The organism is Streptomyces sp. NPDC092370, assembly GCF_044755265.1.
Lineage (GTDB): Bacteria > Actinomycetota > Actinomycetes > Streptomycetales > Streptomycetaceae > Streptomyces.
On the sequence record NZ_JBIVQO010000004.1, the window covers coordinates 67,604 to 92,412 of the forward strand.

At 69.2% G+C, this 24,809-nt stretch carries 28 protein-coding genes; 7 read left to right on the top strand and 21 right to left on the bottom strand.

Annotation, left to right across the window (positions count from 1 at the left end):
* Window positions 1-119: 119 nt before the first annotated feature.
* Window positions 120-761, bottom strand: a complete 642-nt coding sequence (locus tag ACIQHQ_RS14290; RefSeq protein WP_402612234.1) for a TetR/AcrR family transcriptional regulator — start codon at window positions 759-761, stop codon at window positions 120-122.
* Between the two features lie 78 nt (window positions 762-839).
* Here ACIQHQ_RS14290 and ACIQHQ_RS14295 point away from each other — a divergent pair, with 78 nt between their 5' ends.
* The 3 genes from ACIQHQ_RS14295 to ACIQHQ_RS14305 are packed head-to-tail and all read left to right on the top strand — an operon-like array spanning window position 840 to window position 2,975.
* Window positions 840-1,622: an ABC transporter ATP-binding protein gene (locus tag ACIQHQ_RS14295; protein ID WP_402612235.1), complete on the top strand. Its 783-nt coding sequence runs from the start codon at window positions 840-842 to the stop codon at window positions 1,620-1,622.
* Window positions 1,623-1,639: 17 nt separating this feature from the next.
* On the top strand, window positions 1,640-2,383 hold the full coding sequence (locus ACIQHQ_RS14300) for an ABC transporter permease (RefSeq protein WP_402612236.1): 744 nt from the start codon (window positions 1,640-1,642) through the stop codon (window positions 2,381-2,383).
* A gap of 19 nt (window positions 2,384-2,402) precedes the next feature.
* The gene (locus ACIQHQ_RS14305; RefSeq protein WP_402612237.1) at window positions 2,403-2,975 is read left to right on the top strand and encodes a cob(I)yrinic acid a,c-diamide adenosyltransferase; all 573 of its coding nucleotides are present in this window, start codon (window positions 2,403-2,405) and stop codon (window positions 2,973-2,975) included.
* On the opposite strand, the gene ACIQHQ_RS14310 is transcribed toward ACIQHQ_RS14305, so the two are convergent.
* The gene (locus ACIQHQ_RS14310) at window positions 2,972-3,160 is read right to left on the bottom strand and encodes a DUF5708 family protein (RefSeq protein ID WP_402612238.1); all 189 of its coding nucleotides are present in this window, start codon (window positions 3,158-3,160) and stop codon (window positions 2,972-2,974) included. The two genes, ACIQHQ_RS14305 and ACIQHQ_RS14310, sit on opposite strands and share 4 nt — an antisense overlap.
* Complete coding sequence (locus ACIQHQ_RS14315; RefSeq protein WP_402612239.1) at window positions 3,157-3,735, bottom strand: hypothetical protein; 579 nt, start codon at window positions 3,733-3,735, stop codon at window positions 3,157-3,159. The genes ACIQHQ_RS14310 and ACIQHQ_RS14315 overlap by 4 nt, the downstream gene beginning before the upstream one ends.
* 152 nt (window positions 3,736-3,887) lie before the next feature.
* Here ACIQHQ_RS14315 and ACIQHQ_RS14320 point away from each other — a divergent pair, with 152 nt between their 5' ends.
* The 4 genes from ACIQHQ_RS14320 (at window position 3,888) to ACIQHQ_RS14335 (ending at window position 8,043) form a co-directional block, all read left to right on the top strand.
* A complete protein-coding gene (locus ACIQHQ_RS14320) occupies window positions 3,888-5,081 on the top strand; it encodes a sensor histidine kinase (RefSeq protein WP_402612240.1) in 1,194 nt (397 codons plus the stop codon).
* Window positions 5,078-5,719, top strand: a complete 642-nt coding sequence (locus ACIQHQ_RS14325; protein ID WP_402612241.1) for a response regulator — start codon at window positions 5,078-5,080, stop codon at window positions 5,717-5,719. The genes ACIQHQ_RS14320 and ACIQHQ_RS14325 overlap by 4 nt, the downstream gene beginning before the upstream one ends.
* Before the next feature lie 124 nt (window positions 5,720-5,843).
* Window positions 5,844-7,667: a glycosyl hydrolase family 18 protein gene (locus ACIQHQ_RS14330; protein ID WP_402612242.1), complete on the top strand. Its 1,824-nt coding sequence runs from the start codon at window positions 5,844-5,846 to the stop codon at window positions 7,665-7,667.
* Window positions 7,668-7,812: 145 nt separating this feature from the next.
* Window positions 7,813-8,043, top strand: coding sequence for a hypothetical protein (locus ACIQHQ_RS14335; protein ID WP_402612243.1), 231 nt, complete (start codon window positions 7,813-7,815; stop codon window positions 8,041-8,043).
* A gap of 58 nt (window positions 8,044-8,101) precedes the next feature.
* Here the strand turns inward: ACIQHQ_RS14335 and ACIQHQ_RS14340 are convergent, their stop codons facing one another.
* The 18 genes from ACIQHQ_RS14340 to ACIQHQ_RS14425 form a co-directional block, all read right to left on the bottom strand.
* Entirely contained in the window at window positions 8,102-8,548 is a 447-nt protein-coding gene (locus tag ACIQHQ_RS14340) for a DUF2550 domain-containing protein (protein ID WP_062929096.1), read from the bottom strand.
* A gap of 130 nt (window positions 8,549-8,678) precedes the next feature.
* Window positions 8,679-9,056 (bottom strand): F0F1 ATP synthase subunit epsilon, encoded by a 378-nt coding sequence (locus ACIQHQ_RS14345; RefSeq protein ID WP_102908178.1) that lies wholly within the window; start codon window positions 9,054-9,056, stop codon window positions 8,679-8,681.
* A gap of 112 nt (window positions 9,057-9,168) precedes the next feature.
* Window positions 9,169-10,605, bottom strand: coding sequence for a F0F1 ATP synthase subunit beta (gene atpD, locus ACIQHQ_RS14350; protein ID WP_390991063.1), 1,437 nt, complete (start codon window positions 10,603-10,605; stop codon window positions 9,169-9,171).
* Window positions 10,606-11,523 carry a F0F1 ATP synthase subunit gamma gene (locus ACIQHQ_RS14355; RefSeq protein ID WP_402612244.1) on the bottom strand — a complete coding sequence of 306 codons (918 nt, stop codon included), beginning with the start codon at window positions 11,521-11,523 and terminating at the stop codon, window positions 10,606-10,608.
* A 20-nt stretch (window positions 11,524-11,543) separates the two neighbouring features.
* Window positions 11,544-13,133 carry a F0F1 ATP synthase subunit alpha gene (gene atpA / locus ACIQHQ_RS14360; RefSeq protein WP_283972410.1) on the bottom strand — a complete coding sequence of 530 codons (1,590 nt, stop codon included), beginning with the start codon at window positions 13,131-13,133 and terminating at the stop codon, window positions 11,544-11,546.
* A 126-nt stretch (window positions 13,134-13,259) separates the two neighbouring features.
* The gene (locus ACIQHQ_RS14365; RefSeq protein ID WP_402612245.1) at window positions 13,260-14,075 is read right to left on the bottom strand and encodes a F0F1 ATP synthase subunit delta; all 816 of its coding nucleotides are present in this window, start codon (window positions 14,073-14,075) and stop codon (window positions 13,260-13,262) included.
* Window positions 14,072-14,620 (bottom strand): F0F1 ATP synthase subunit B, encoded by a 549-nt coding sequence (locus ACIQHQ_RS14370; RefSeq protein ID WP_390991072.1) that lies wholly within the window; start codon window positions 14,618-14,620, stop codon window positions 14,072-14,074. The genes ACIQHQ_RS14365 and ACIQHQ_RS14370 overlap by 4 nt, the downstream gene beginning before the upstream one ends.
* Window positions 14,621-14,658: 38 nt before the next feature.
* Window positions 14,659-14,895 (bottom strand): ATP synthase subunit C, encoded by a 237-nt coding sequence (locus ACIQHQ_RS14375; protein ID WP_031104199.1) that lies wholly within the window; start codon window positions 14,893-14,895, stop codon window positions 14,659-14,661.
* 79 nt (window positions 14,896-14,974) lie between these two features.
* On the bottom strand, window positions 14,975-15,742 hold the full coding sequence (gene atpB, locus ACIQHQ_RS14380; RefSeq protein WP_402612672.1) for a F0F1 ATP synthase subunit A: 768 nt from the start codon (window positions 15,740-15,742) through the stop codon (window positions 14,975-14,977).
* Window positions 15,743-16,015: 273 nt separating this feature from the next.
* Window positions 16,016-16,453, bottom strand: a complete 438-nt coding sequence (locus tag ACIQHQ_RS14385; protein ID WP_402612246.1) for a hypothetical protein — start codon at window positions 16,451-16,453, stop codon at window positions 16,016-16,018.
* 297 nt (window positions 16,454-16,750) lie between these two features.
* Entirely contained in the window at window positions 16,751-18,094 is a 1,344-nt protein-coding gene (locus ACIQHQ_RS14390) for an MraY family glycosyltransferase (RefSeq protein WP_402612247.1), read from the bottom strand.
* Window positions 18,095-18,223: 129 nt separating this feature from the next.
* Entirely contained in the window at window positions 18,224-19,462 is a 1,239-nt protein-coding gene (glyA, locus tag ACIQHQ_RS14395) for a serine hydroxymethyltransferase (RefSeq protein WP_402612248.1), read from the bottom strand.
* Window positions 19,463-19,530: 68 nt separating this feature from the next.
* The gene (locus tag ACIQHQ_RS14400; protein WP_402612249.1) at window positions 19,531-20,211 is read right to left on the bottom strand and encodes a protein-tyrosine-phosphatase; all 681 of its coding nucleotides are present in this window, start codon (window positions 20,209-20,211) and stop codon (window positions 19,531-19,533) included.
* Window positions 20,208-20,855 (bottom strand): L-threonylcarbamoyladenylate synthase, encoded by a 648-nt coding sequence (locus ACIQHQ_RS14405; RefSeq protein ID WP_402612250.1) that lies wholly within the window; start codon window positions 20,853-20,855, stop codon window positions 20,208-20,210. Before ACIQHQ_RS14405 ends, ACIQHQ_RS14400 begins: the two co-directional genes overlap by 4 nt.
* Before the next feature lie 70 nt (window positions 20,856-20,925).
* A complete protein-coding gene (prmC, locus tag ACIQHQ_RS14410; RefSeq protein ID WP_390991086.1) occupies window positions 20,926-21,771 on the bottom strand; it encodes a peptide chain release factor N(5)-glutamine methyltransferase in 846 nt (281 codons plus the stop codon).
* 39 nt (window positions 21,772-21,810) lie between these two features.
* Window positions 21,811-22,887 carry a peptide chain release factor 1 gene (gene prfA / locus ACIQHQ_RS14415; RefSeq protein WP_062929083.1) on the bottom strand — a complete coding sequence of 359 codons (1,077 nt, stop codon included), beginning with the start codon at window positions 22,885-22,887 and terminating at the stop codon, window positions 21,811-21,813.
* A gap of 291 nt (window positions 22,888-23,178) precedes the next feature.
* Entirely contained in the window at window positions 23,179-23,400 is a 222-nt protein-coding gene (gene rpmE / locus ACIQHQ_RS14420; protein ID WP_031140670.1) for a 50S ribosomal protein L31, read from the bottom strand.
* 139 nt (window positions 23,401-23,539) lie between these two features.
* Window positions 23,540-24,676, bottom strand: a complete 1,137-nt coding sequence (locus ACIQHQ_RS14425) for an LCP family protein (protein WP_402612251.1) — start codon at window positions 24,674-24,676, stop codon at window positions 23,540-23,542.
* Window positions 24,677-24,809: the final 133 nt, after the last annotated feature.

Genomic DNA, 24,809 nt, shown 5'->3' on the forward strand with positions numbered 1-24,809 from the left:
CTCCCCTGACGCGCTGCTTATGTCTGCCTCTCGGGCGGACACTAGCGCTCGTGAAGGGCTGTGTGACCAGTAAGTAATGCGCGTCACGTCTCACATGACGGACGTCACACCGGCGTGCGTCATACGACGCCTCGTACGGCGTAGTTGAGCACCTTCTCGCTCAACAACTCCTCGATGTCGTCGAGGAGGACGAGCATCTCTCGTGACACTTCGTCCGGGTTGCGCCCCTTGGCCATCTCGCGGCCGATTGCGACGAAGACGGTGCCGTGGATCCAGCAGATCTGACCGGCGATCAGCCGTGGCATCGGATCACCGCGATCGGCACCCACCTCCTCGCGGAGGGTTGCCTCCAGGTTGTCCTGCACCTCCTGCTGGATGCTCCACAGCCGGGAGCGCAGCGGGGGCGCCTCGTCGATGCAGCGCATGAAGCGGTCATAGCCGTCGATGAGGCCCATCCGGGGCGAGACGGCCTCGATCTCGGCGCGCAGCTCGCGCAGCACCGCCCGGGCGGCCGACTCCCTCGCGTCCCGGCCGCGCACCCAGCGGGAGAGCCGGTCGACGACGCCCCGGGAGCGGTCGAAGAAGAGGTCCTCCTTGGCTGGGAAGTAGTTGTAGACGGTGTTCACGGAGACGTCGGCCGCCTCCGCCACGTCCGCGATCGTCACCGTCACGAAACCGCGCTCCAGGAACAGCCCGGTGGCGATGTCCGAGATGCGCTGCCTGGTCTCGCGCTTCTTCCGCTCCCTGAGCCCCTCAGCCATGCCCGCATCCTACTTCTCTGGGCCCTCCCAAAATTTGGAGCCATTGCAAACTTTAAGAGACTCTGTTTTTCTGGAGTCATGACCATCATCAGTACGGCCGGACTGGCCCGTACCTTCCAGACCAGGAGCGGCCCCGTGGAGGCCGTGCGCTGCGTCGACCTGACCGTCCGCGAGGGCGAGATCCTCGGCTTCCTCGGCCCGAACGGGGCCGGCAAGACGACGACCCTGCGGATGCTGACGACCCTGCTGGAGCCGACCGGCGGTGCCGCCACCGTCGCGGGCTGCGACCTGGCCACCGACGCGGCCGGGGTGCGGCGGGCCTGCGGCTACGTGGCTCAGTCCGGCGGGGTCGATCCGCAGATCAGCGTGCGGGAGGAACTGATCACCCAGGGCCGCCTGTACCGGCTGACCAGGGCGCAGGCCGCCGAGCGCGCCGGGGAGCTCGCCCGCGACCTGGACCTCACCGGGCTGCTGGACCGCAGGTGCGGCGCGCTCTCCGGCGGGCAGCGGCGTCGGCTGGACATCGCGATGGCGCTCACCCACCGCCCCAAGGTGCTGTTCCTGGACGAACCGACGACCGGTCTCGACCCGGGCAGCCGTGCCGACCTGTGGGACCTGGTGCGGCGGCTGCGCGACGAGTACGGCACGACGGTGTTCCTGACCACGCACTACCTCGACGAGGCCGACGCCCTCTCCGACCGGCTGGTCGTGGTCGACCGCGGCGTGGTCGTCGCCGAGGGCACCCCGGCCGCCCTGAAGCTGCGCCACGGCGGCTCGCCGGACGCCTCGCTCCAGGACACGTTCCTGGCCATCACCGGCCGCAACGCCACGCAGGCCGATCCGACCCCCGTCGCCGTATAGCCGCCAGAGGAGTCCCGATGCTGTTGCACGACACCGCGCTCGTCTACGGACGCTACCTCCGTCAGTCCGTGCGCTCCCGCTTCGCACTGCTCTTCGGTGTCCTGATGCCGCTGCTGTACCTGCTGTTCTTCGGTCCGCTGCTGACCGATCTGCCGCTGGGCGGGCAGGGCAGCTCGTGGCAGGTGCTGGTGCCCGGGCTGCTGCTTCAACTCGGACTGTTCGGAGCGTCCTTCACGGGCTTCTCGGTCATCATCGAGAAAGGTCAGGGAGTGGTGGAGCGGATGCGGGTGACACCCGTCAGCCGGCTCGCCCTGCTGCTGGGGCGGGTCCTGCGGGACGCGACCGTGTTCGTCTTCCAGGCGGTACTGCTGGTGCTGGCGGCACTCGTGATGGGCCTGCGGGCCCCGCTCGCGGGCGTTCTCATCGGCTTCGCGTTCGTCGCGCTGCTGACGGTGTCGCTGGCCGCGCTGTCGTACGCGCTGGCGATGAAGGTCCGCACCCCGCAGGAGTTCGGCCCGGCGATCAACGCCATGACGATGCCGATGATGCTCCTGTCCGGCTTGATGCTGCCGATGACGCTGGGGCCGAAGTGGCTGGACGTGCTGTCCCACTTCGTACCGTTCCGCTACCTGGTGGACGCGGTCCGGGACGCGTACGTCGGCTCGTACGCCACGGAGCACATGCTGTACGGCGTCCTGGTGGCCGTCGGCTTCACCGCGCTGTCCGTGACAGTGGGCACACGCGTGTTCCGAACCGCCTGAGCGTAACTACGCTGGCCACATGGTCAATCTGACGCGCATCTACACCAGGACCGGCGACCAGGGCACCACCGCCCTCGGCGACATGAGCCGGGTCGCCAAGACCGACCTGCGGATCTCCGCGTACGCCGACGCCAACGAGGCGAACGCGGCGATCGGCACGGCGATCGCGCTCGGCGGCCTGGACGAGGAGATCGTCACGGTCCTCACCCGTGTCCAGAACGACCTGTTCGACGTGGGGGCGGACCTGTCGACGCCGGTGGTGGAGAACCCGGAGTTCCCGCCCCTGCGGGTCGAGCAGTTCTACATCGACAAGCTGGAGGCGGACTGCGACCGCTTCAACGAACAGCTGGACAAGCTCCGCTCCTTCATTCTCCCCGGCGGCACCCCCGGCGCGGCCCTGCTGCACCAGGCCTGCACGGTCGTACGCCGGGCCGAACGCTCGACGTGGTCCGCCCTGGAGGTCCACGGCGAGACGATGAACCCCCTGACGGCGACCTACCTCAACCGCCTGTCCGACCTCCTGTTCATCCTCGCGAGGACGGCGAACAAGGAGGTCGGCGACGTGCTGTGGGTGCCGGGCGGGGAGCGTTAGTTCCTGCGGCGAGCCTCCTGCCACAGGCCGGAGGCGACCAGTACGCCGCCGACGCACATCATCACGACGCCGACCTTCGTGAGGGTGACGACAGGGACCTCCACATCGCCGGTGAACAGCCACAGCCCGAGGCCGATCACGAAGGTGACGATCCCTTCCACCAGATTCCCGCGGCCCTTGCTCATCGGTGCACCCCCTCCTTCTCCAGCCGCGTCTCCGGCTCGCCCGCGGGAGCCTTCCGCGGCCAGATCGCATAGCTGAGCGCGATCAGGCCGTGGAGCCCGGCCGTGCGCCAGGCCACCCAGCGCCAGCTCTCCAGGGAGGTGACGCGACTCGGGTCGTCCACGTACCAGATGGCGAGCTGGAGCAGCACGGTCGCGACCACGGCCGCCGCCAGCGTCCCCAGCCACACCGTGCCCTCGTGGCGCGCCCGGGCCATGCCGTAGCGCGGAGGCTTCGGCGGGGGCGGGCCGCCACCGAGCCGGTGGGCCGCGTGCCCGTCGAGCCACTTCACGGTGCGGTGGCCGTGCCCGACGGTGTAGCCGATGTACAGCGCGGCCAGGCCGTGCGTCCAGTTCGGATCCGCGCCGTTCTTCAGGTCCAGCGCGGTGGCCACCAACAGGACGACCTCCAGCAGCGGCTCGCACAGCAGCAGCGCCAGTCCGGTGCGCGGCATGCGCAGCAGATAGCGGACGGACAACCCGGCCGCCAGCAGCACCCAGAAGCCGATCTCGCAGGCTGCGATCAAGGCGACGATCACGGTTCGCTCCTCTCGGTCACCCTTCCAGGCTCCCGGTCGGTGCGGCCCGCAGCGTCGTCTCGACTGACGAACCCGCGGTACATCGAAAGATGCAGTCGGGGACCCTACGCGGGGATCACGCGCGGGGCGCGACGGCCGTGTTGGATGGGGCCATGGCCGCACGACTCCCCCGCCCGCACCGCTTCGACCTCTACGTCGCGCTGGGCGGACTTCTCGGCGGACTGCTGCTGTGGGGCCTCGGCCTGGCCACTCGTCCGCACACCGAGCCGTACGTGCTGCTGCCGGGCCGCTGGCCGGTGCTGCTGCCGCTCCTCGTCATGGCCGGCTGCGAGCTGCTGCGCCGAACCGCCCCGCGCACCGCCCTGCTGATCGGCACGGCCGCGATCGTCGCGGACGTCCTCACCCAGGGCAACCTGGTCACGATCCTGATGTACACCGACCTCATGTACGCGGCCGTCCTGTACGGCCCGCCCGCCTCGGCCCACCGCATCCCGCGGATCACCGGGCTGCTGTCGGTGGCGGGAACGGTGGTGCCGTTCGCATGGTGGCGCGAGCCCGAGGCCCTGCTGATCGGCGTGGTCACCGGTGTCGTGGCCTTCGCGCCCGCGGCCACCGGCCTGATCGTCCGCAACCACCGCGACGCCGCCGTGGCGGCCCGGCTGCGCGCCGAACAGACCGCGCTGCTCGCCGAGATGGACCGCACCCAGGCCGTCACCGCCGAACGCGCGCGGATGGCCCGCGAACTGCACGACATGGTCGCCAACCACCTCTCCGCGATCGCGATCCACTCCACCGCCGCCCTGTCCCTCGACGACCGGAAGACCTCCCAGGAGGCGCTGGTGGTCATCCGCGAGAACAGCGTGGCGGGGCTCTCGGAGATGCGACGGCTGATCGGCATCCTGCGCGACTCCAGCGGTGATCTGGAACCGGCCGCGGCTCCGACGCTCGACGGCCTCGCCGCGCTGGTGGAGGGCGCCCGCGCCAACGGTCTCGACGTCAACCTGGACGCCGGCCACGGTGAGGTGCCCGCGCCCGTCGAGCTCGCCGCCTACCGGATCGTGCAGGAGTCGCTGACCAACACCCTCAAGCACGCCGCCCCGGGGCGGGTCGGCGTCACGCTCGCCCGGCAGGACGGCTCGCTGACCGTCACCGTGACCAGCCCCTACGGTGACCGGGACGGCCCGCGCGCTCCCGGCTCCGGAGCCGGTCTGGTGGGCATGCGGGAGCGCGTCGCCCTGCTGGACGGCACCTTCGCGGCCGGCCCCGAGGATTCTCCCGACGGAAAGATCTGGGCCGTACGCGCCACCCTCCCCGTCCACGACACCGTCGAAGGAGACACCGCATGATCCGCGTCCTGGTCGCCGAGGACCAGTCAGCCGTACGCGCCGGTCTGGTCCTCATCCTGCGCAGCGCGCCCGACGTCGAGGTGGTCGGCGAGGCGGCGGACGGCGAGCGGGCGGTGGCACTGGCCCGGGAGCTGCGGCCGGACCTGGTGCTGATGGACGTGCAGATGCCGCGTCTGGACGGGGTGTCGGCGACCCGGCAGGTCGTCGCGGAGCGGCTCGCCGACGTGCTGGTGCTGACCACCTTCGACCTCGACGAGTACGTGTTCGGAGCGCTGCGCGCGGGCGCGTCCGGCTTCCTGCTGAAGAACACCGAGGCGGCGGACCTGCTGGAGGCGGTACGGACGGTCGCGCGCGGAGAAGGGCTGATCGCCCCGGCGGTGACCCGGCGGCTGATCGCGGAGTTCGCCGCGAAGCCGGTCCGGGAACCCGCGGCCGATCCGGCCGTGCTCGACCAGTTGACCCGGCGGGAGCGTGAGGTGCTGGCCTGCCTCGGCGAGGGCCTGTCCAACGCGGGCATCGCCGAGCGGCTCGACATGGCCGAGGCGACCGTGAAAACCCATGTCAGCAGGCTGCTGGGGAAGTTGGGGCTGCGGAGCCGGGTGCAAGCCGCGGTGCTGGCTCAGGAGTTGGGTGTCTGAGCCGGGTTCCGGGTGCGGTGGTCCAGACCTATTGACCGGTGGTCCAGACCTTTCTATTCTCACCGCACCATGTGTGGCGTGAGGCTCAGTCACGCCCCCCACAACTCCATCAAGGAGGCGCAGCATGCGCTTCAGACACAGAGCCGCGGCAGGGTTCGCGACCCTGTTGCTCCCCTTCGCCGGCCTCGTCAGCCTGGCGAGCCCGGCCCAGGCAGCGACGTCCGCCACCGCGACCTACGCCAAGACCCAGGACTGGGGCTCCGGCTTCGAGGGCAAGTGGACGGTGAAGAACACCGGCACCACCGCCCTCAGCTCCTGGACCGTCGAGTGGGACTTCCCCTCCGGCACCTCCGTCACCTCCTCCTGGGACGCCGACGTCACCTCCTCCGGCACCCACTGGACCGCGAAGAACAAGTCCTGGAACGGCACCCTCGCCCCCGGGGCCTCCGTCACCTTCGGCTTCAACGGCTCCGGCTCCGGCTCCCCCGCCAACTGCAAGCTCAACGGTGGCAGTTGCGACGGCGGCACCACGGAACCCGGTGACAGCGCACCGAGCACCCCCGGCACCCCCACCGCCTCGGACATCACCGACACCTCGGTGAAGCTGTCCTGGTCCGCCGCCACCGACGACAAGGGCGTCAAGAACTACGACGTCCTGCGCGACGGCACCAAGGTCGCCACCGTGACGACCACCTCGTACGCGGACAGCGGGCTGACGAAGGGCACGGACTACTCGTACTCCGTCCGGGCCCGTGACACCGCCGACCAGACCGGCCCGGTCAGCGGCGCCGTCCGGGTCCGCACCACGGGCGGCACCACCGAGCCGCCCACCGGTGACAAGATCAAGCTCGGCTACTTCACCGAGTGGGGCGTCTACGGCCGCAACTACCACGTCAAGAACCTGGTGACCTCGGGCACGGCGTCGAAGATCACCCACATCAACTACGCCTTCGGCAACGTCAAGAACGGCCAGTGCACCGTCGACGACACCTACGCCGCCTACGACAAGGCCTACACCGCCGACCAGTCCGTCAGCGGCACCGCCGACACCTGGGACCAGTCGCTGCGCGGCAACTTCAACCAATTGCGCCAGCTGAAGGCCAAGTACCCGCACATCAAGGTGCTGTACTCCTTCGGCGGCTGGACCTACTCCGGAGGCTTCGGCCAGGCCGCGGCCAACGCCACCGCGTTCGCCAAGTCCTGCAAGGCCGTCGTGGAGGACCCGCGCTGGGCCGACGTCTTCGACGGCATCGACATCGACTGGGAGTACCCGAACGCCTGCGGCCTGAGCTGCGACACCTCCGGCCCCGCGGCCTTCAGGACCCTGATGTCGGCGCTGCGCACCGAGTTCGGCTCGAACTACCTGGTCACCGCGGCCATCACCGCCGACGGCTCCTCCGGCGGCAAGATCGACGCGGCCGACTACGGCGGCGCCGCCCAGTACCTCGACTGGTACAACGTGATGACGTACGACTACTTCGGCGCCTTCGACAAGGACGGCCCGACCGCCCCGCACTCCCCGCTCACGTCCTACCCGGGGATCCCGCAGGCGGGCTTCAACTCGGCCGACGCGATCGCCAAGCTCAAGGCCAAGGGCGTCCCGGCCAAGAAGCTGCTGCTCGGCATCGGCTTCTACGGCCGCGGCTGGACCGGCGTCACCCAGTCCGCCCCGGGCGGATCGGCGACCGGCGCGGCTCCGGGCACGTACGAGGCGGGCATCGAGGACTACAAGGTCCTGAAGAACTCCTGCCCGGCCACCGGGACCATCGCCGGCACCGCCTACGCGCACTGCGGCAGCAACTGGTGGTCGTACGACACGCCGGCCACGATCGCCGGGAAGATGAGCTGGGCCAAGAACCAGGGCCTGGGTGGAGCGTTCTTCTGGGAGTTCAGCGGCGACACGAGCAACGGCGAACTGGCGAACGCCATCGACAACGGGCTGAGGTAGGTCCGCACACCTCCCGGGAAACCGGCCGCGGGCAGCCACCGAGGCTGGCCGGGGCCGGTTTCACGCGCCTCTCACGCCTCCCGGCGCACGCCTGACAGCCAAGGGGCACAAGACCCACGACGTCACGCTCAAGCGGCACGCCGGCGTGAACAGCGCGGTCACCTACGACGCCCGGGCGCGCAACCAGATCACCGGCTTCCAGCTCACCGGTTTCGGCGCCACGACCACCAGCGGGACCGTCCCCGTCGTCGGCGAACGGTGTGTGGGCGACGACGGCGTCAACCACAACGGGACGTGGGTGTCGGTCACCGCGGAGTCCAGCACGGGCGACCTGTCCGTCGTCCGCGGAGGGACGGCCGTGCCACTCGGCACCTGACCACCCGGGGGGGGGAGCGGGCCGCATGGGCGCTCCCCCCACCCAGCGAGTGAACGTGCTACGCCACGTTCACTCGCTGTCCGGGCGGGGCTGCCTCCAGCCATGCGAGGAAACCGGTCAGCGCGTCTTCGCTCATCGCGAGTTCGAGACGCGTGCCCCGGTGCAGACAGGTCAGGATCACATGGTCGGAGAGCAGCGCCAGCTCCTCCTCGCCCTCCGGCACCCGGCGGCCGGCCACCTCGATCGCGGAACGCTCCAGGACACGGCGCGGACGCGGCGAGTACGAGAAGACGCGGTACCACTCGACGCGGTCACCGTTGTAGCGGGCCACCCCGTACGCCCAGCCCTTGCCGCTCCGGTCACCCTCCTCCGGGGTGTCCCAGCGCAGGCTGGCGTCGAAGGTGCCGCCCGACCGCTGGATCAGCCGACGACGCAGGCCGAAGACGAACAGGCCCACCACCACGAGGGCCACCACGATTCCGCACACAGTCAGAGCGAGGACCATCGACACCGACCTCCTCGTCTCCTAGGTAACGGAACGTAAAAATCACCCACATCCGCCTCAGCCGCGGCTGGGTCCGGATCTCTCCGGTACCCAGCCGCGGCTGAGTGACGTCATCACACGGCGGACGGGGTCAGCGCGCCGCCGTGGCAGCCCGCAGGCGGACGTCCGCGCGGCGCCGGGCCTCCGCGTCGTCCTCCGCCTTCGCGCGCTCGAGCTCCTGCTCCGCGCGCTGGACATCGATCTCGTCCGACAGCTCGGCGACTTCCGCCAGCAGCGAGAGCTTGTCGTCCGCGAACGAGATGAATCCGCCGTGCACGGCGGCGACGACCGTCCCGCCCTCACTCGTACGGATGGTCACCGGGCCCGACTCCAGCACACCGAGCAGCGGCTGGTGACCGGGCATGACGCCGATGTCGCCGGACGTGGTGCGCGCGACGACCAGGGTGGCCTGGCCGGACCAGACCTCACGGTCGGCCGCGACCAGCGCGACGTGCAGCTCAGCAGCCAAGGGTGGCTCCTCGGGTCACCACCCGGCGGGAGTGCCGGGTGTTGGTTACAAGTCTAGTAGGCGTGAATGAGGGGGCGGGACGAACCCCGCCCCCTCATGACGAGCGCGAGGCTCAGGAGACGCCGAGCTCCTTCGCGTTCTTCTTCAGGTCCTCGAGACCACCGCACATGAAGAACGCCTGCTCCGGGAAGTGGTCGTAGTCGCCGTCGCAGATCGCGTTGAACGCGGCGATCGACTCGTCCAGCGGCACGTCCGAACCGTCCACACCGGTGAACTGCTTGGCGGCGTGGGTGTTCTGGGACAGGAAGCGCTCCACGCGACGGGCACGGTGGACGACGAGCTTGTCCTCCTCGCCGAGCTCGTCGATACCGAGGATCGCGATGATGTCCTGCAGGTCCTTGTACTTCTGCAGGATGTTCTTCACGCGCATCGCGGCGTTGTAGTGGTCCGCCGAGATGTACCGCGGGTCGAGGATGCGGGACGTCGAGTCCAGCGGGTCCACGGCCGGGTAGATGCCCTTCTCGGAGATCGGACGGGAGAGCACCGTCGTCGCGTCGAGGTGGGCGAAGGTGGTGGCCGGGGCCGGGTCGGTCAGGTCGTCCGCGGGGACGTAGATCGCCTGCATCGAGGTGATCGAGTGACCGCGGGTCGAGGTGATGCGCTCCTGGAGGGTGCCCATCTCGTCGGCCAGGTTCGGCTGGTAGCCCACCGCGGAGGGCATACGGCCGAGCAGGGTCGACACCTCGGAACCGGCCTGGGTGAAGCGGAAGATGTTGTCGATGAAGAACAGCACGTCCTGCTTCTGGACGTCGCGGAAGTACTCCGCCATCGTCAGGCCGGCCAGGGCCACGCGCAGACGGGTGCCCGGGGGCTCGTCCATCTGACCGAAGACCAGGGCGGTCTTGTCCAGAACGCCGGACTCTTCCATCTCCGCGATGAGGTCGTTGCCCTCACGGGTGCGCTCACCGACGCCCGCGAAGACGGAGACGCCCTCGTGGAGGTTGGCGACACGCATGATCATTTCCTGGATCAGCACGGTCTTGCCGACACCGGCACCACCGAACAGACCGATCTTGCCGCCCTTGACGTACGGGGTGAGCAGGTCGACGACCTTCAGGCCCGTCTCGAACATCTCGGTCTTCGACTCGAGCTGGTCGAACGCGGGGGCCTTGCGGTGGATGGACCAGCGCTCACCCTCGTGGACCTCGTCGCTGTTCAGCACCTCACCGAGGGTGTTGAACACCTTGCCCTTGGTGAAGTCGCCGACCGGGACGGTGATGCCCGCACCCGTGTCGGTCACCGGGGCCTGGCGGACCAGGCCGTCGGTGGGCTGCATGGAGATGGCGCGGACCAGGCCGTCACCCAGGTGCTGGGCGACCTCCAGGGTCAGCGTCTTCTTCTCGCCCGCCAGCGCCGGGTCTGCGACCTCGACGTGCAGGGCGTTGTAGATCTCCGGCATCGCGTCGACGGGGAACTCCACGTCGACGACCGGGCCGATGACCCGCGCGACGCGGCCCGTCGCCGTGGCCGTCTCAACAGTGGTGGTCATTTATCGGTCACTCCCCGCGGTCGCGTCGGCCAGGGCACTCGCGCCACCGACGATCTCGCTGATTTCCTGGGTGATTTCGGCCTGGCGGGCCTGGTTGGCAAGCCGGGTGAGCGTCTCGATGAGCTCTCCGGCGTTGTCGGTGGCCGACTTCATCGCGCGCCGCGTGGCGGCGTGCTTGGAGGCGGCCGACTGGAGCAGCGCGTTGTAGATGCGGCTCTCGACGTAGCGCGGCAGCAGGGCGTCGAGGACGTCCTCCGCCGAGGGCTCGAAGTCGAACAGCGGGAGGATCTCGCCCTTGGGCGCCGCCTCCGCCGCGACCTCGTCGAGGCTGAGCGGCAGCAGCCGCGCCTCGATCGCCGTCTGCGTCATCATCGACACGAACTCGGTGTAGACGATGTGGAGCTCGTCCACGCCGCCCTCTGCCGTCTCCGTCTCGATGGCCTCGATCAGCGGTGCCGCGACCTTCTTGGCGTCCGCGTACGACGGCTCGTCGGTGAAGCCCGTGAACGTCTCCGCGATCTTGCGCTCGCGGAAGTTGTAGTGGGCGACACCACGGCGGCCGACGATGTAGCTGACGACCTCCTTGCCCTCGGCCTCCAGCTTCGCCGTCAGCTTCTCCGCGGCCTTGATGGCGTTGGAGTTGAAGGCGCCGGCCAGACCGCGGTCGCTCGTGAGGAGCAGGACCGCGGCACGGGTCGGGTTCTCCGCCTCCGTCGTCAGCGGGTGCTTGGTGTTAGAGCCGGTGGCGACCGCCGTGACCGCGCGGGTGAGCTCGGTCGCGTACGGGGTGGAGGCCGCCACCTTGCGCTGCGCCTTGACGACGCGCGAGGCGGCGATCATCTCCATCGCCTTGGTGATCTTCTTGGTCGCGGTGACGGATCGGATGCGACGCTTGTAGACCCGGAGCTGGGCTCCCATGAGTCAGGTCCCTTCCGTCGTCACTTGCCGGCAGCCGGGGCGTCCTCGCCGAGCAGCTTGCCGTCGGAGGTCTCGAACTGCTTCTTGAACTCGACGATGGCCTCGGCGACGGCCTGAAGGGTGTCGTCGGACATCTTGCCGCCCTCACGGATGGAGGTCATCAGACCCTGCTCCTTGCGGTGCAGGTAGTCCAGCAGCTCCTTCTCGAAGCGGCGGATGTCGGCGACGGGGACGTCGTCCATCTTGCCGGTGGTGCCGGCCCAGACGGAGACGACCTGGTCCTCGGTGGCCATCGGCTGGTACTGCGGCTGCTTCAGCAGCTCGACCATGCGCTGACCACGCTCCAGCTGCGCCTTGGACGCGGCGTCCAGGTCGGAACCGAAGGCGGCGAACGCCTCCAGCTCACGGAACTGGGCGAGGTCCACGCGCAGACGGCCGGAAACCTGCTTCATCGCCTTGTGCTGGGCGGAACCACCGACGCGGGAGACGGAGATACCGACGTTCAGCGCGGGGCGCTGACCGGCGTTGAACAGGTCCGACTCCAGGAAGCACTGGCCGTCGGTGATGGAGATGACGTTGGTCGGGATGAACGCCGAGACGTCGTTGGCCTTGGTCTCGACGATCGGCAGACCGGTCATCGAGCCGGCACCCATCTCGTCGGAGAGCTTCGCGCAGCGCTCCAGCAGGCGGGAGTGCAGGTAGAAGACGTCACCCGGGTAGGCCTCACGGCCCGGCGGGCGGCGCAGCAGCAGCGACACGGCGCGGTAGGCGTCGGCCTGCTTCGACAGGTCGTCGAAGATGATCAGGACGTGCTTGCCCTGGTACATCCAGTGCTGACCGATGGCCGAACCGGTGTACGGCGCCAGGTACTTGAAGCCGGCCGGGTCGGACGCCGGGGCGGCGACGATGGTCGTGTACTCCAGCGCGCCGGCCTCCTCCAGAGCGCCGCGCACGCCGGCGATGGTGGAGCCCTTCTGGCCGATGGCGACGTAGATGCAGCGGACCTGCTTGTTCGGGTCGCCCGAGCGCCAGTTGTCGCGCTGGTTGATGATCGTGTCGACAGCCAGGGCGGTCTTGCCGGTCTGGCGGTCACCGATGATCAGCTGACGCTGACCACGGCCGATCGGGGTCATCGCGTCGACGGCCTTGTAGCCCGTCTCCATCGGCTCGTGCACCGACTTACGGACCATGACGCCCGGGGCCTGCAGCTCCAGGGCGCGACGGTCTTCGGTCTCGATCTCGCCGAGGCCGTCGATCGGGTTGCCGAGGGGGTCCACCACGCGGCCGAGGTAGCCCTCGCCCACCGCAACGGAGAGAACCTCACCGGTACGGGAGACCGGCTGACCCTCCTCGATGCCGCTGAACTCGCCGAGGACGACGCAGCCGATCTCGCGCTCCTCGAGGTTGAGGGCGAGACCGAGGCTGCCGTCCTCGAACTTCAGCAGCTCGTTGGCCATGACCGAGGGCAGACCCTCGACCTTCGCGATGCCGTCGCCGGCGAAGGTGACCGTACCGACCTCCTCGCGCGAGGCCGCGTCCGGCTTGTACGCCTGGACGAAGTTCTCCAGCGCGTCCCGGATCTCCTCCGGCCGGATCGTGAGCTCCGCCATCTGGGTTCCCTGCTCTCCTTGTTGGGCCCGAAGTTTCACTTTGGGGGTCTGGGGGCGACCCCCAGGATTCTTCTGCACGGCCCAACCAGGGCCGTCGTAAGTACGTTGTGCCTATTGAGTTGCTGCTCAGCCGGCGAGCCGGCGGCTGGCGTCCTCGATGCGGTCCGCGAGGGAGCCGTTGATGACCTCGTCACCGACCTGCACCCGCATCCCGCCGAGGACCTCGGGGTCCACGTCCAGGTTGAGGTGCATCGTGCGGCCGTAGAGCTTCGCGAGGGCGGCGCCCAGGCGCTGCTTCTGCGGGTCGCTCAGCGGTACCGCCGAGGTGACGATGGCCACCATGCGGTCCCGGCGATCGGCGGCGAGCTTGGACAGGGACTCGAGTCCCGACTCCAGGCTACGTCCCCGCGGCGCGGTCACGAGGCGCGTGACCAGACGCTCGGTGGCCGACTGCGCCCTGCCGCCGAGCAGGCTGCGCAGCAGCTCACCCTTGGCCGAGGTGGTGGCCTTGCGGTCGGTCAGCGCGGCCCGCAGCTCGGTGCTGCCGGAGACGATCCGGCCGAACCGGAACAGCTCGTCCTCGACGTCGTCGAGCTTGCCGGCCTGCTGGGCGGCGGTGAGGTCGGCGGTGTCGGCCAGCTGCTCCAGCGCGTCCACCAGGTCGCGCGACTGCGACCAGCGGGAGCGCACCATGCCCGCCACCAGGTCGGCGGCCGGGCCGCTGACCTGGGTGCCGAGCAGACGCCGGGCCAGTTCGGCCTTGGCCTCTCCGGCCTGCGCCGGGTCGGTGAGGACCCGACGCAGCGACACCTCGCGGTGGAGCAGCGCGGTGACGGCGGCCAGCTCGTCGGCGAGCGAGCCCGCGTTCACGGACGTCGAGTCCGTCAGCGCGTCGAGACGCTCGCGTGCGGCTGCCAGGGCCTCGCGGCTCGCTCCGTTCATCGTCCGGCCTCGGCCTTCTCCTCGAGCTCGTCGAGGAACCGGTCGATGACACGGCTCTGGCGGGCGTGGTCCTCGAGGGACTCGCCGACGAGCTTGCCGGCCAGGTCGGTGGCGAGCTTGCCGACGTCCTGGCGCAGCGCGGAGGAAGCGGCCTTGCGGTCGGCCTCGATCTGGGCGTGACCGGCGGCGACGATCTCCTCGCGCTGCCGCTGGCCCTCGGCCCGCATCTCGGCGATGAGGGCGGCACCCTGCTCCTGCGCCTCCTGGCGCAGGCGCGCGGCCTCGTGCCGGGCCTCGGCGAGCTGTGCCTTGTACTGCTCAAGGACGCTCTGGGCCTCGACCTTCATGGTCTCGGCCTCTTCGATACCGCCTTCGATCGCCGCGCGGCGCTCCTCCAGAACCTTGTTGATGTTCGGAAGCAGCTTCTTCCAGAAGAAGAAGAACACGATGGCGAAGGCGATGGTGCCGATGAGCAGCTCGGGGCCCGGAGGAACGAGCGGGTTCTGCTCTTCCTCGGCCGCCAGCTGCACCAGGTTGGCGATCACATCAGTGCCTTTCGTCGATGCGTGTCAGTAAGCGGTGATTACTTACCGAACACGAACGGCATAACGATGCCGATGAGGGCGAGCGCCTCACAGAAGGCGAAGCCCAGGATCTGGTTGGCACGGATCAGGCCGGCGGCCTCGGGCTGGCGAGCGAGGGCCTGGGTGCCGTTACCGAAGATGATGCCGACGCCGATGCCGGGGCCGATGGCGGAGAGGCCGTAGCCGATGGAGCCGAGCGAACCGGAGACAGCGGCGAGGGTCTCAGTGGCAGCCATGCTGAATCTTCCTTCTCTTTCACGGACCGGCGGGGGTTGGCCACCGGACGTTCTTGGGACTTGCGGGGGCGGGCGGGGCTCAGTGGTGCTCGGCCAGAGCGCCCTGGATGTACGTGCAGGAGAGGAGCACGAAGACGTACGCCTGGACGGCCTGCACGAAGAGCTCGAAGACGATCATGGCCATGGTCATCACGAAGGAGATACCGGCCGCCGGGATCATCCAGCTGTTGAGCAGGTACCAGGAGGCGACGGTGAACATGACCAGCATCAGGTGACCGGCGAACATGTTGGCGAACAGTCGCACCGCGTGCGTGAACGGCCGGACGAGCAGGTTCGAGAAGAACTCGATGATCATGACGAGCGGCAGCACAGGGCCGAGCGACTTGTCGTAACCGGTGATGTTCTTGAAGAACCCGACGAATCCGTGCCGCTTGAAGGTCAGCGACACCCAGGTCACGTAGACGATCGCGGCGAGGACCGCCGGGAAGGCGATGACGGACGAGACCGGGAACTGAGCGAGCGGGATCACGGACCAGATGTTCATGATCCAGATGAAGAAGAAGAGCGAGACCATCAAGGGGACGTACTTCTCGCCCTCCTTCTTGCCGAGGGTCTCGTAGACGATGCCGCGGCGGACGAAGTCGTAACCGGCTTCACCGACCATCTGCAGCTTGCCCGGCACCACCTTGGCCTTGCCGAAGGCCGCGTAGAAGAAGCCGATGACGAGGATGGTGGTGATGAGGGCGAGCAGCATCACCTTGTTGAACTCGTACCCCCCGACCGTGGCGATCGGCTTGAAGAGGAACGAGTGCAGGCCCGGTGCCGGAAAACCACACCCGTCGGACATGATCCGACAGCTCCAGTCAAAGGCGAGCTGGGTCTGGTCAGCACTCACCGCGGGCTCCTTCGGTGTGACGCATAGGTACGGCAACCTCGTTGTGTCGGCGCGGCGCGCAGCCGCGGATCGGCACCGGACTGGTGTTACGGATGTGAGGGCGGCTGGGGGGCATCGAGCCTCGCGTTCGAGCAGGCGTCAGCTCAGATGCCCGCGCCCGCGATGCCGCAGTTGGCACCGGACGATAGCAGGAGTTCCTACTGCCCTTTATCGCGCCCCTACTCGTCACGACGACGACCCGGTCTTCTCGGGCTTCTCACTCTTGTCGGAGTCCGGGTCGATGTAGAAGATCTTGGCCTTCATATGCGCACGAGCCTGCGCGGCCATCCACACGACGGTCGCGATGACGAGCCCGAGGGCGAACGCCTTCGCGTTGAAGAGAGAGGTGTCCTTGAAGAGGGCGACGAAGATCAGGAGAAGCAGCAACTGGGCGACATAGAGCATCAGCCCCATGGCCTGGAACAACTGCGGGAGCGTTTTTGCCGTCCACTGGAGAACGTACAGACCGACCCCCATGAAGAGGATGGCCACTACGGTGCCGACGGCGGCGCCGACAGCTCCCTTTCCTCCGGCCACCACGCCACTGACGGCGACCGCAACGGCACCGGCAGCGGCTGTGGGTACAGCGCACTGCAAGAGGTTCCGGGCGTCATTGGACGGCATGGCGGCAACTCCGCTTTCGCAGGGGGCAGGGGTGTCGTCATGGACGAGCGTAGTCCCGGGCTGAGTGGAGTCCTCACGCCCATGGACCGTCGCACTGCGGTCCTTCGGCTCTATCCGGGGGTTCTCGTGAACCGTATCACAAACTATTTGATGCAGTCTTTACCTGAAGGTGTGCGGACCGTCACACATGAGAGTGAGCATGCGCGTCTGAGCGAGAACCTTGCCGACATGTCTGGTATTGGGGCACTTCGCACCCCCATCGCAACCCCACGACTTGGCAATGCTCTCGTCAGATTCTTACCTTGTCCCCGCCTTGCGCCGGTCGGCCATGTGCGCATGGGGGCCGATGGCGGTCGCCCCGTTGACGCCGGAGACCCCGGACACCACGGGGGTGCGGTTCTCGGAGCCGGCGGCGGGCTGGTCCGCCGGGGAGGCCGGCATCGACGCCTCGGGTGAGAGGGCCGCGACCGAGCCGCGGCGCCGGTAGCGCGGCGGCACGAAACGCTCCATCCAGCGCGGGGCGCGTGGCCGGAAGCGCGGCAGCAGAAGCAGCAGGAGACCGATCGCGCTGAGGAACACGACACCGAGCACGATCCACATGGACGCCGAGTTGACCGAGTAGGCGAGCGCGCCGAAGGCGATCAGCGCCGACCAGAAGTACATGATCAGCACCGCGCGGCTGTGCGAGTGGCCGATCTCCAGCAGCCGGTGGTGCAGGTGGCCGCGGTCGGCGGCGAACGGGGACTGGCCGCGCCAGGTGCGGCGCACGATCGCCAGAATCAGGTCGGCGGCCGGGATCGCGATAATCGTCAACGGCATCAGCAGGGGGATGAAGACGGGAAGCATCGCGTGGGTCGTTTCGCGGTCCCCGCCGAGGTTGACGTTGAGTGCCTCAACGTCCAACTGGCCGGTGACAGACACGGCGCTCGCCGCGAGGACCAGGCCGATCAGCATGGACCCGGAGTCGCCCATGAAGATCCGGGCAGGGTGCATGTTGTGCGGCAGGAAGCCGAGGCACATACCCATGAGCACCGCGGAGAACAGGGTCGCGGGGGCCGCCGCCTCAGCACCGTAGCCGTACCAGATCCGGTAGGTGTACAGGAAGAACGCCGCCGCGGCGATGCACACCATCCCTGCCGCCAGGCCGTCCAAGCCATCGACGAAGTTGACCGCGTTGATGGTGATGACCACGAGCGCCACGGTGAGCAGGTTGCCCTGCCATGGCGTGACGGACACCGTTCCGACGCCGGGGATGGGCAACCACAGAATGGTCAGGCCTTGCAGGATCATGACCCCGGCCGCGATCATCTGGCCGCCCAGCTTGATCAAAGCGCCCAACTCGAACTTGTCGTCCAGCACACCGATCAGCCAGATCAGGGCCGCCCCGGAGAGCAGCGCCCGGGGTTCGTTCGACGTCTCGAAGACCTGGTTGAGGTTGGTCAGGTGGTCGGCGACCAGCAGGCCCGCGCACAAGCCGAAGAACATCGCGATACCGCCGAGGCGCGGAGTGGGCTCCCGGTGCACGTCACGTGCCCGGATCTCCGGCATCGCTCCGGCCACGATCGCGAACTTCCGTACCGGCCCTGTCAGCAGATACGTCACCGCGGCCGTGATGCAGAGCGTCAGGAGGTATTCACGCACGGGCTTCCCCACAGGTCTCGCTGGCCATCTCAGCCCCACACCCTAGCGATGCGCGCATACCAGTGGGGACTTCCGGGTAGCGACGATGGTTGCACGAGTGGCGGTGCACCCTGGTGCGCCTACCCCGACTCAAGTGGGATACGGCGGAAATCGGCCGGCCAGCTCCCGCACATCTTCACGGGCTCTCGAGGTATCCGTCACGCCCCGGAGCACCCCCGCGAGCAGTCCGGCGATCCGCACCATCTCCGCCTCGCCCATGCCCTGCGTGGTGATCGCGGCCGTGCCGAGCCTCAGCCCCCGGGCGTCGCCGTGCGGCAGGGCACAGCAGTCCATGACCAGGCCGGCCGCGGCGAGACGGCCCCGGGCGGTGCGTCCGTCGACGCCGAGCGGCGCCGGGTCGGCGGTGATCAGGTGGGTGTCCGTGCCGCCGGTGGTGACGGCCAGTCCCTCGGCGGCCAGCCGGGCCGCCAGAACCCGCGCATTCGCCACCACCTGATGGGCGTACGCGGCGAACGCCGGTGTCGCCGCCTCCCCGAACGCGACCGCCTTGGCGGCGATGGTGTGCATCTGCGCACCGCCCTGTGTGAAAGGAAACACGGCCCGGTCGACCCGCTCGGCCAGCTCCGCGCGGCACAGGATCAACCCGCCGCGCGGTCCCCGCAGCACCTTGTGGGTGGTCCCGCAGACGATGTCCGCGTACGGCACCGGATTCGGGGCCGCTCCCCCGGCGACGAGCCCGAGGGGGTGCGCGGCGTCCGCGATGAGGTACGCGCCCACCTCGTCGGCGACCTCGCGGAAGAACGCGTGGTCGAGGTGGCGCGGGTAGGCGATCGAGCCGCACACGATCGCCTTGGGCCGGCGCGTGCGGGCCAGGGTGCGCACCTGCTCGTGGTCCATGAGCCCGGACTCGGCGTCCACGCCGTATCCGACGAAGTCGAACCAGCGGCCGGAGAAGTTGGCGGGCGAGCCGTGGGTGAGATGCCCGCCGTGGGGCAGGCCGAGCGCGAGGACGGTGTCACCGGGGCGCAGGAGGGCGGCGTAGGCGGCCAGCACCGCCGAAGAGCCCGAGTGTGCCTGGACGTTGGCGTGGTCGGCGCCGAACAGGGCCATGGCCCGCTCGACGGCGACGCGTTCGGCGACGTCGACGATCTCGCAGCCGCCGTGGTGCCGCGCTCCGGGGTAGCCCTCGGCGTACTTGTTGGCGAGGGGTGAGCCGAGGGCGGCCAGCACGGCCGGGGAGCAGAAGTTCTCGGCGGCGATCAGCTGGAGCGTGGTCGACTGCCGCTCCCGCTCCGCGAGCAGGAGGTCGGCGAGCTCGGGGTCCTGGCGGCGCAGGACGTCGGCCTCGATGGCAGGGGTGACCGTCATGGTGGGCTCCGGGCGTCGACGGTGACGTACGACCAATGTAGGCCCGGGGCGTTCGGAGCGCTCGGTCGTTACGTCCGTGCGGGGACGCCCGTGAGGGCCGTGACGACCGGATCGAGTGCCTGGTGTATCTCGTCCCCGATGGACCGGAAGAACGTCAGGGGGGCGCCGTACGGGTCGTAGACCTCGTCGGCCTCGGCGGTCGGGGCCAGGAGCCACCCGCGTAGAGCGGCCGCGGCGCGGACCAGCGCACGCGCGCGGACGACCACGCCGTCCTCCAGGGACGGCAGGGTCGCCGGGTCGATGGCCTTGACCAGGCGGGTGAACTCCTTGAGCGTGAAGGTGCGCAGACCCGCCGAGTGCCCCATGGAGATGACCTGCGCCCGGTGGTCCCGGGTGGCGGTCAGCACCAGGTCGGCGCGGATCACGTGCTCGTCGAGGAGCTCGCGCCCGGTGAAGCCGGAGGCGTCCGCGCCGAAGTCGGCCAGGACCGTCTCCGCGTGGGACTCCATGGGTGCGCCCTCGTGGCCCCAGGTGCCCGCGCTCTCCACGATGAGCCCACCGCCGAGGATGCCCAGCCGCTCCTTGACGAAATGGCGGGTCAGCCGCTCGGTGATGGGCGAGCGGCACACGTTGCCGGTGCTGACGTGGAGGATGCGGAAGCTGTCGCGCGGAAGTCCCACGAAGGTCGTCGTGATCTCCGCCGCGCTTTCCCCGTTGCCTATGCCACGCCCCGATCCAGGGGCCGTCAATTCGCCACCTCGAGGTCGGGTACGACCTTTCGCAGCTCGTCCGCCGAGAGGGCGCCCGCGCGCAGCAGCACCGGCACCTCACGGGTGACGTCGACGATCGAGGACGGCACGTTGCCGGGGGTCGGACCGCCGTCGAGGTAGACGGAGACGGAGTCGCCCAGCATGCCCTGCGCGGCGTCGCAGTTCTCCGGCGCCGGGTGGCCGGTGAGGTTGGCGGAGGAGACGGCCATGGGGCCGACCTCGGTGAGCAGCTCGATGGCGACGGGGTGCAGCGGCATGCGCACGGCGACCGTGCCCCGGGTGTCCCCGAGGTCCCACTGGAGGGACGGCTGGTGCCGGGCGACGAGCGTCAGGGCGCCCGGCCAGAAGGCGTCGACCAGCTCCCAGGCCAGCTCGGAGAAGTCCGTGACGAGGCCGTGCAGCGTGTTCGGGGAGCCGATGAGGACGGGGGTGGGCATGTTGCGGCCCCGGCCCTTCGCGTCCAGCAGATCGGCGACCGCCTCCGAGGAGAACGCGTCGGCGCCGATCCCGTACACCGTGTCCGTCGGCAGCACCACGAGCTCGCCACGGCGGACGGCGGACGCTGCCTCGCGCAGACCGGTCACACGGTCGGTCGCGTCGTTGGTGTCGTATCGCCGTGCCATCTTTAGCTGGCCTCCTCGTACACGTGCTGCTGGGATGAAGTCCGCGAGGACCGCGGGGCGCCCGGTGTGCTCACGGCAGCGCCTTGCGGGCCGTGGCGAAACGCGGGCGGTTGTTCAGGTCCGGGTGGTCTGCGGCGTCGGTCCAGCCGCGGTCCTCGGCGAAGATCCACGGAACCTGGCCGCCCTGGGTGTCGGCGTGCTCCACCACCACGACGCCGCCGGGGCGCAGCAGCCGGTGCGCGGTGCGCTCCAGGCCGCGGATCAGGTCGAGGCCGTCCTCGCCGGAGAACAGGGCCATGCCGGGGTCGTAGTCCCGGGCCTCGGGGGCGACGTACTCCCACTCGGTGAGCGGGATGTACGGCGGGTTGGTGATGACCAGGTCGACCTGGCCGTCCAGGTCCGGGAAGGCCGTCAGGGCGTTGCCCTGCCGCAGGTCGACCCTGGACCCCTCGACGTTCTTGCGGGTCCACTTGAGGGCGTCCTCGGACAGCTCCACGGCGTGCACGCGCGAACGCGGCACCTCCTGGGCCAGGGCGAGCGCGATGGCGCCGGAACCGGTGCACAGGTCGACGATGCACGGCTCGACGACGTCCATGGCCCGTACGGCGTCTATGGCCCAGCCGACCACGGACTCCGTCTCGGGCCGCGGCACGAACACCCCGGGGCCGACCTGGAGTTCCAGGTAGCGGAAGTAGGCGCGCCCGGTGATGTGCTGGAGCGGCTCGCGGGCCTCACGGCGGGCGATGACCTCCCAGTAGCGGGCGTCGAAGTCGGAGTCCTTGACGGAGTGCAGCTCGCCGCGCTTGACGCCGTGCACGAACGCGGCGAGCTCCTCCGCGTCGGTGCGCGGCGAGGGCACGCCGGCGTCGGCGAGCCGCTGGGTGGCCTGGGCCACCTCCGCGAGCAGCAGGTTCACGCAAGTCCTCCGTATTACTCGTACGTGTTCGTGCGTGCCTTACGCAGCCGCCAGCTTCGCAGCCGAGTCCGCGTCGACGCAGGCCTGGATGACCGCGTCGAGGTCACCGTCCAGGACCTGGTCCAGGTTGTACGCCTTGAAGCCGACGCGGTGGTCCGAGATGCGGTTCTCCGGGTAGTTGTACGTGCGGATCTTCTCGGAGCGGTCGACGGTGCGGACCTGGCTGCGACGGGCGTCGGCAGCCTCCCTCTCCGCCTCCTCCTGCGCCGCCGCGAGCAGCCTGGAGCGCAGGATACGCAGTGCCTGCTCCTTGTTCTGCAGCTGGCTCTTCTCGTTCTGGCAGGAGGCGACGACTCCGGTGGGGATGTGCGTGATGCGCACGGCGGAGTCGGTGGTGTTGACGGACTGACCGCCGGGCCCGGAGGACCGGTAGACGTCGATGCGCAGGTCGTTCGGGTTGATCTCGACGTCGACCTCCTCGGCCTCGGGCGTGACGAGCACACCGGCCGCGGAGGTGTGGATACGGCCCTGGGACTCCGTCGCGGGCACGCGCTGCACGCGGTGCACGCCGCCCTCGTACTTCATCCGCGCCCAGACGCCCTGGCCGGGCTCGGTGGCGCCCTGGCCGCCCTTGGTCTTCACGGCGACCTGGACGTCCTTGTAGCCGCCGAGCTCGGACTCGGTGGCGTCGATGATCTCGGTCTTCCAGCCGACGCGCTCGGCGTAGCGCAGGTACATGCGCAGCAGGTCGCCGGCGAACAGCGCCGACTCGTCGCCGCCCGCGCCCGCCTTGATCTCGAGGATGACGTCCTTGTCGTCGCTGGGGTCACGCGGGACGAGGAGAAGCCGCAGCTTCTCCGTCAGCTCCTCGCGGGCCTTCTCCAGCTCCTTGACCTCGGCGGCGAACTCCGGGTCGTCGGCGCCCAGTTCGCGCGCGGTCTCGATGTCGTCGCCGGTCTGCTTCCAGGAGCGGTACGTGGCGACGATCGGGGTGAGCTCGGCGTAACGCTTGTTCAGCTTGCGCGCGTTGGCCTGGTCGGAGTGGACCGACGGGTCGGCGAGCTTCTTCTCCAGGTCGGCGTGCTCGGCGACGAGTTCCTCGACGGCCTCGAACATCTTGGGCTCCTGTGAACGGACGGGGGTGAAGGGCGGGCGACCAAAAACGCCGGTCCCGGAGCGCCCGGTGTGGGGCGCTTCCGTGGACCGGCGCTAGGGCCTGCCCGGCGGATCAGGTCGGAGGGAAGCCGCTGGACCTGTCAGTGCCGGTGAGCGGGGCCTGGTGCGTGCAGCTGCAAGGCGGAGGAAGGAACCGACGCGGAGCGTCGGCGACTGACGACAACGCCGCAGATGTGCGTGCCAGGCCCCGCGTCTCCGACAGGATCCGCCGGGGAGGCCCTAGGAGGCTCGCTACTTCTTGGAGCCGGCGGCCTTGCCGAAGCGGGCCTCGAAGCGGGCCACACGGCCACCGGTGTCGAGGATCTTCTGCTTGCCCGTGTAGAACGGGTGGCACTCGGAGCACACATCGGCGCGGATGGCGCCGGACTCGATGGTGCTGCGGGTGGTGAACGACGCGCCACAGGTGCAGCTGACCTGCGTCTCGACGTACTCGGGGTGGATGTCGCGCTTCAAGGTGTCTCCTAGGTTCGGGAGGGCGCCGGGTCGCTGACGCGGGATGCGGGAGCGTGAACCGGAGCCGACGTACCAGTCTGCCAGGACTGGGCCCATCCCCCAAAACCGGGGGTTGCCGCGATCTATTCCGCGCGGCCCCTCAGGAGCCGCTGACCACTCCCTTGGCCTCACCCGTGGCCGTTCCCTTGGTGGCGCTCGCGGGGATCGGCTCGTCGTTCTCCAGGGCCTGCCAGATCTGGTCGGCCTTCTTCTCCTGGAGGAGGACACGGTTGGGGTCGGCCGGGTCGTAGGCCACCGGCATGGTGATCATGTGCATGTGGGACGGGCTGATGCCCTTGAGGCCGTTCGCGAAGGACGCGAGCTTGTTGACCGAACCGAGGTCGGAGTCGGTCGTCACGGCCTTGGTAGCGGTTTCCGCGAGGTCGAGCAGCCTCTTCGGGTCCGAGAAGACGCCGACGTCCTTGATCTGGTTGACCAGGGCCTTGACGAAGGCCTGCTGGAGCTGGATGCGGCCCAGGTCGGAGCCGTCACCGACGCCGTGTCTGGTGCGGACCAGGCCGAGGGCCTGCTTGCCGTCCAGCGTGTGGGTGCCGGCCTTCAGCTTCAGATGGCTGTCGGGGTCGTCGATGCTCTTGGTCGTGGTGATCTCGACGCCGCCGAGGTCGTCGATGAGCTTCTGGAAGCCGGAGAAGTCGACCTCCAGGTAGTGGTCCATGCGCAGGTCGGTGATCGACTCGACGGTCTTCACGGCGCAGGTCGCCCCGCCGGTGGAGTACGCGGAGTTGAACATCACGCCGCGGGCGGCGGGGTGCTCTTCGCCCTTGGTGTCCGTGCACGAGGGACGGTCGATGAGGGTGTCGCGCGGGATGGAGACCACGCTGGCCTTCTTGTGGCCCTTGTAGACGTGCACGATCATGGCCGTGTCGGAGCGGGCGCTGCCGTCGTCGGTGCCGCCGCCGAGCTTCTTGTTGCCGCCGGCGCGGGTGTCGGAGCCCAGGACGAGGATGTTCTCGGAGCCGTTGTCGGCCTTCTTGGGCCGGTCCGTACCGAGGGCCTGGTCGATGTCGACGCTCTTGAGGTTGCCGTTGAGCTTGAAGTACATGTACCCGGCTCCGGCGCCGCCCAGCACGACGATGCCCGCGGCGGTCCACGCCGTGATCACCAGGCCCTTGTGACGCTGCTGGGGCTTGTGGCGCCGGCCCTTGCCGCGGTGACGCGCTCCGTTGGTGCCGGTGTCGCCCGGTATGCCCGGCCCCGGCGTGCTCTCGGCAGACATGTGCTCCTCAGCTCTTCTACGGTCGGTTACCCCCTGCGGTCAGTGCCAGGCGTGGCCGGAAAAGACCCTTCCTCGCACTATCGTCGCTCCACCTGGCCAGACGGAGGAACTCGGGAAAGGGTTGCACAACGCA

Bases quoted from the DNA above. Each gene is read 5' to 3' on its own strand.
- ACIQHQ_RS14330 (WP_402612242.1), top strand. From the start codon at position 5,844: ATGCGCTTCAGACACAGAGCCGCGGCAGGGTTCGCGACCCTGTTGCTC.
- ACIQHQ_RS14305 (WP_402612237.1), top strand. From the start codon at position 2,403: ATGGTCAATCTGACGCGCATCTACACCAGGACCGGCGACCAGGGCACC.
- prfA (WP_062929083.1), bottom strand. From the start codon at position 22,887: ATGTTCGAGGCCGTCGAGGAACTCGTCGCCGAGCACGCCGACCTGGAG.
- ACIQHQ_RS14290 (WP_402612234.1), bottom strand. From the start codon at position 761: ATGGCTGAGGGGCTCAGGGAGCGGAAGAAGCGCGAGACCAGGCAGCGC.
- atpB (WP_402612672.1), bottom strand. From the start codon at position 15,742: ATGTCCGACGGGTGTGGTTTTCCGGCACCGGGCCTGCACTCGTTCCTC.
- ACIQHQ_RS14405 (WP_402612250.1), bottom strand. From the start codon at position 20,855: ATGGCACGGCGATACGACACCAACGACGCGACCGACCGTGTGACCGGT.
- ACIQHQ_RS14375 (WP_031104199.1), bottom strand. From the start codon at position 14,895: ATGGCTGCCACTGAGACCCTCGCCGCTGTCTCCGGTTCGCTCGGCTCC.
- glyA (WP_402612248.1), bottom strand. From the start codon at position 19,462: ATGACGGTCACCCCTGCCATCGAGGCCGACGTCCTGCGCCGCCAGGAC.
- ACIQHQ_RS14385 (WP_402612246.1), bottom strand. From the start codon at position 16,453: ATGCCGTCCAATGACGCCCGGAACCTCTTGCAGTGCGCTGTACCCACA.
- atpA (WP_283972410.1), bottom strand. From the start codon at position 13,133: ATGGCGGAGCTCACGATCCGGCCGGAGGAGATCCGGGACGCGCTGGAG.
- ACIQHQ_RS14310 (WP_402612238.1), bottom strand. From the start codon at position 3,160: ATGAGCAAGGGCCGCGGGAATCTGGTGGAAGGGATCGTCACCTTCGTG.
- ACIQHQ_RS14425 (WP_402612251.1), bottom strand. From the start codon at position 24,676: ATGTCTGCCGAGAGCACGCCGGGGCCGGGCATACCGGGCGACACCGGC.
- ACIQHQ_RS14320 (WP_402612240.1), top strand. From the start codon at position 3,888: ATGGCCGCACGACTCCCCCGCCCGCACCGCTTCGACCTCTACGTCGCG.
- ACIQHQ_RS14325 (WP_402612241.1), top strand. From the start codon at position 5,078: ATGATCCGCGTCCTGGTCGCCGAGGACCAGTCAGCCGTACGCGCCGGT.
- ACIQHQ_RS14365 (WP_402612245.1), bottom strand. From the start codon at position 14,075: ATGAACGGAGCGAGCCGCGAGGCCCTGGCAGCCGCACGCGAGCGTCTC.
- ACIQHQ_RS14340 (WP_062929096.1), bottom strand. From the start codon at position 8,548: ATGGTCCTCGCTCTGACTGTGTGCGGAATCGTGGTGGCCCTCGTGGTG.
- ACIQHQ_RS14300 (WP_402612236.1), top strand. From the start codon at position 1,640: ATGCTGTTGCACGACACCGCGCTCGTCTACGGACGCTACCTCCGTCAG.
- ACIQHQ_RS14355 (WP_402612244.1), bottom strand. From the start codon at position 11,523: ATGGGAGCCCAGCTCCGGGTCTACAAGCGTCGCATCCGATCCGTCACC.
- ACIQHQ_RS14295 (WP_402612235.1), top strand. From the start codon at position 840: ATGACCATCATCAGTACGGCCGGACTGGCCCGTACCTTCCAGACCAGG.
- atpD (WP_390991063.1), bottom strand. From the start codon at position 10,605: ATGACCACCACTGTTGAGACGGCCACGGCGACGGGCCGCGTCGCGCGG.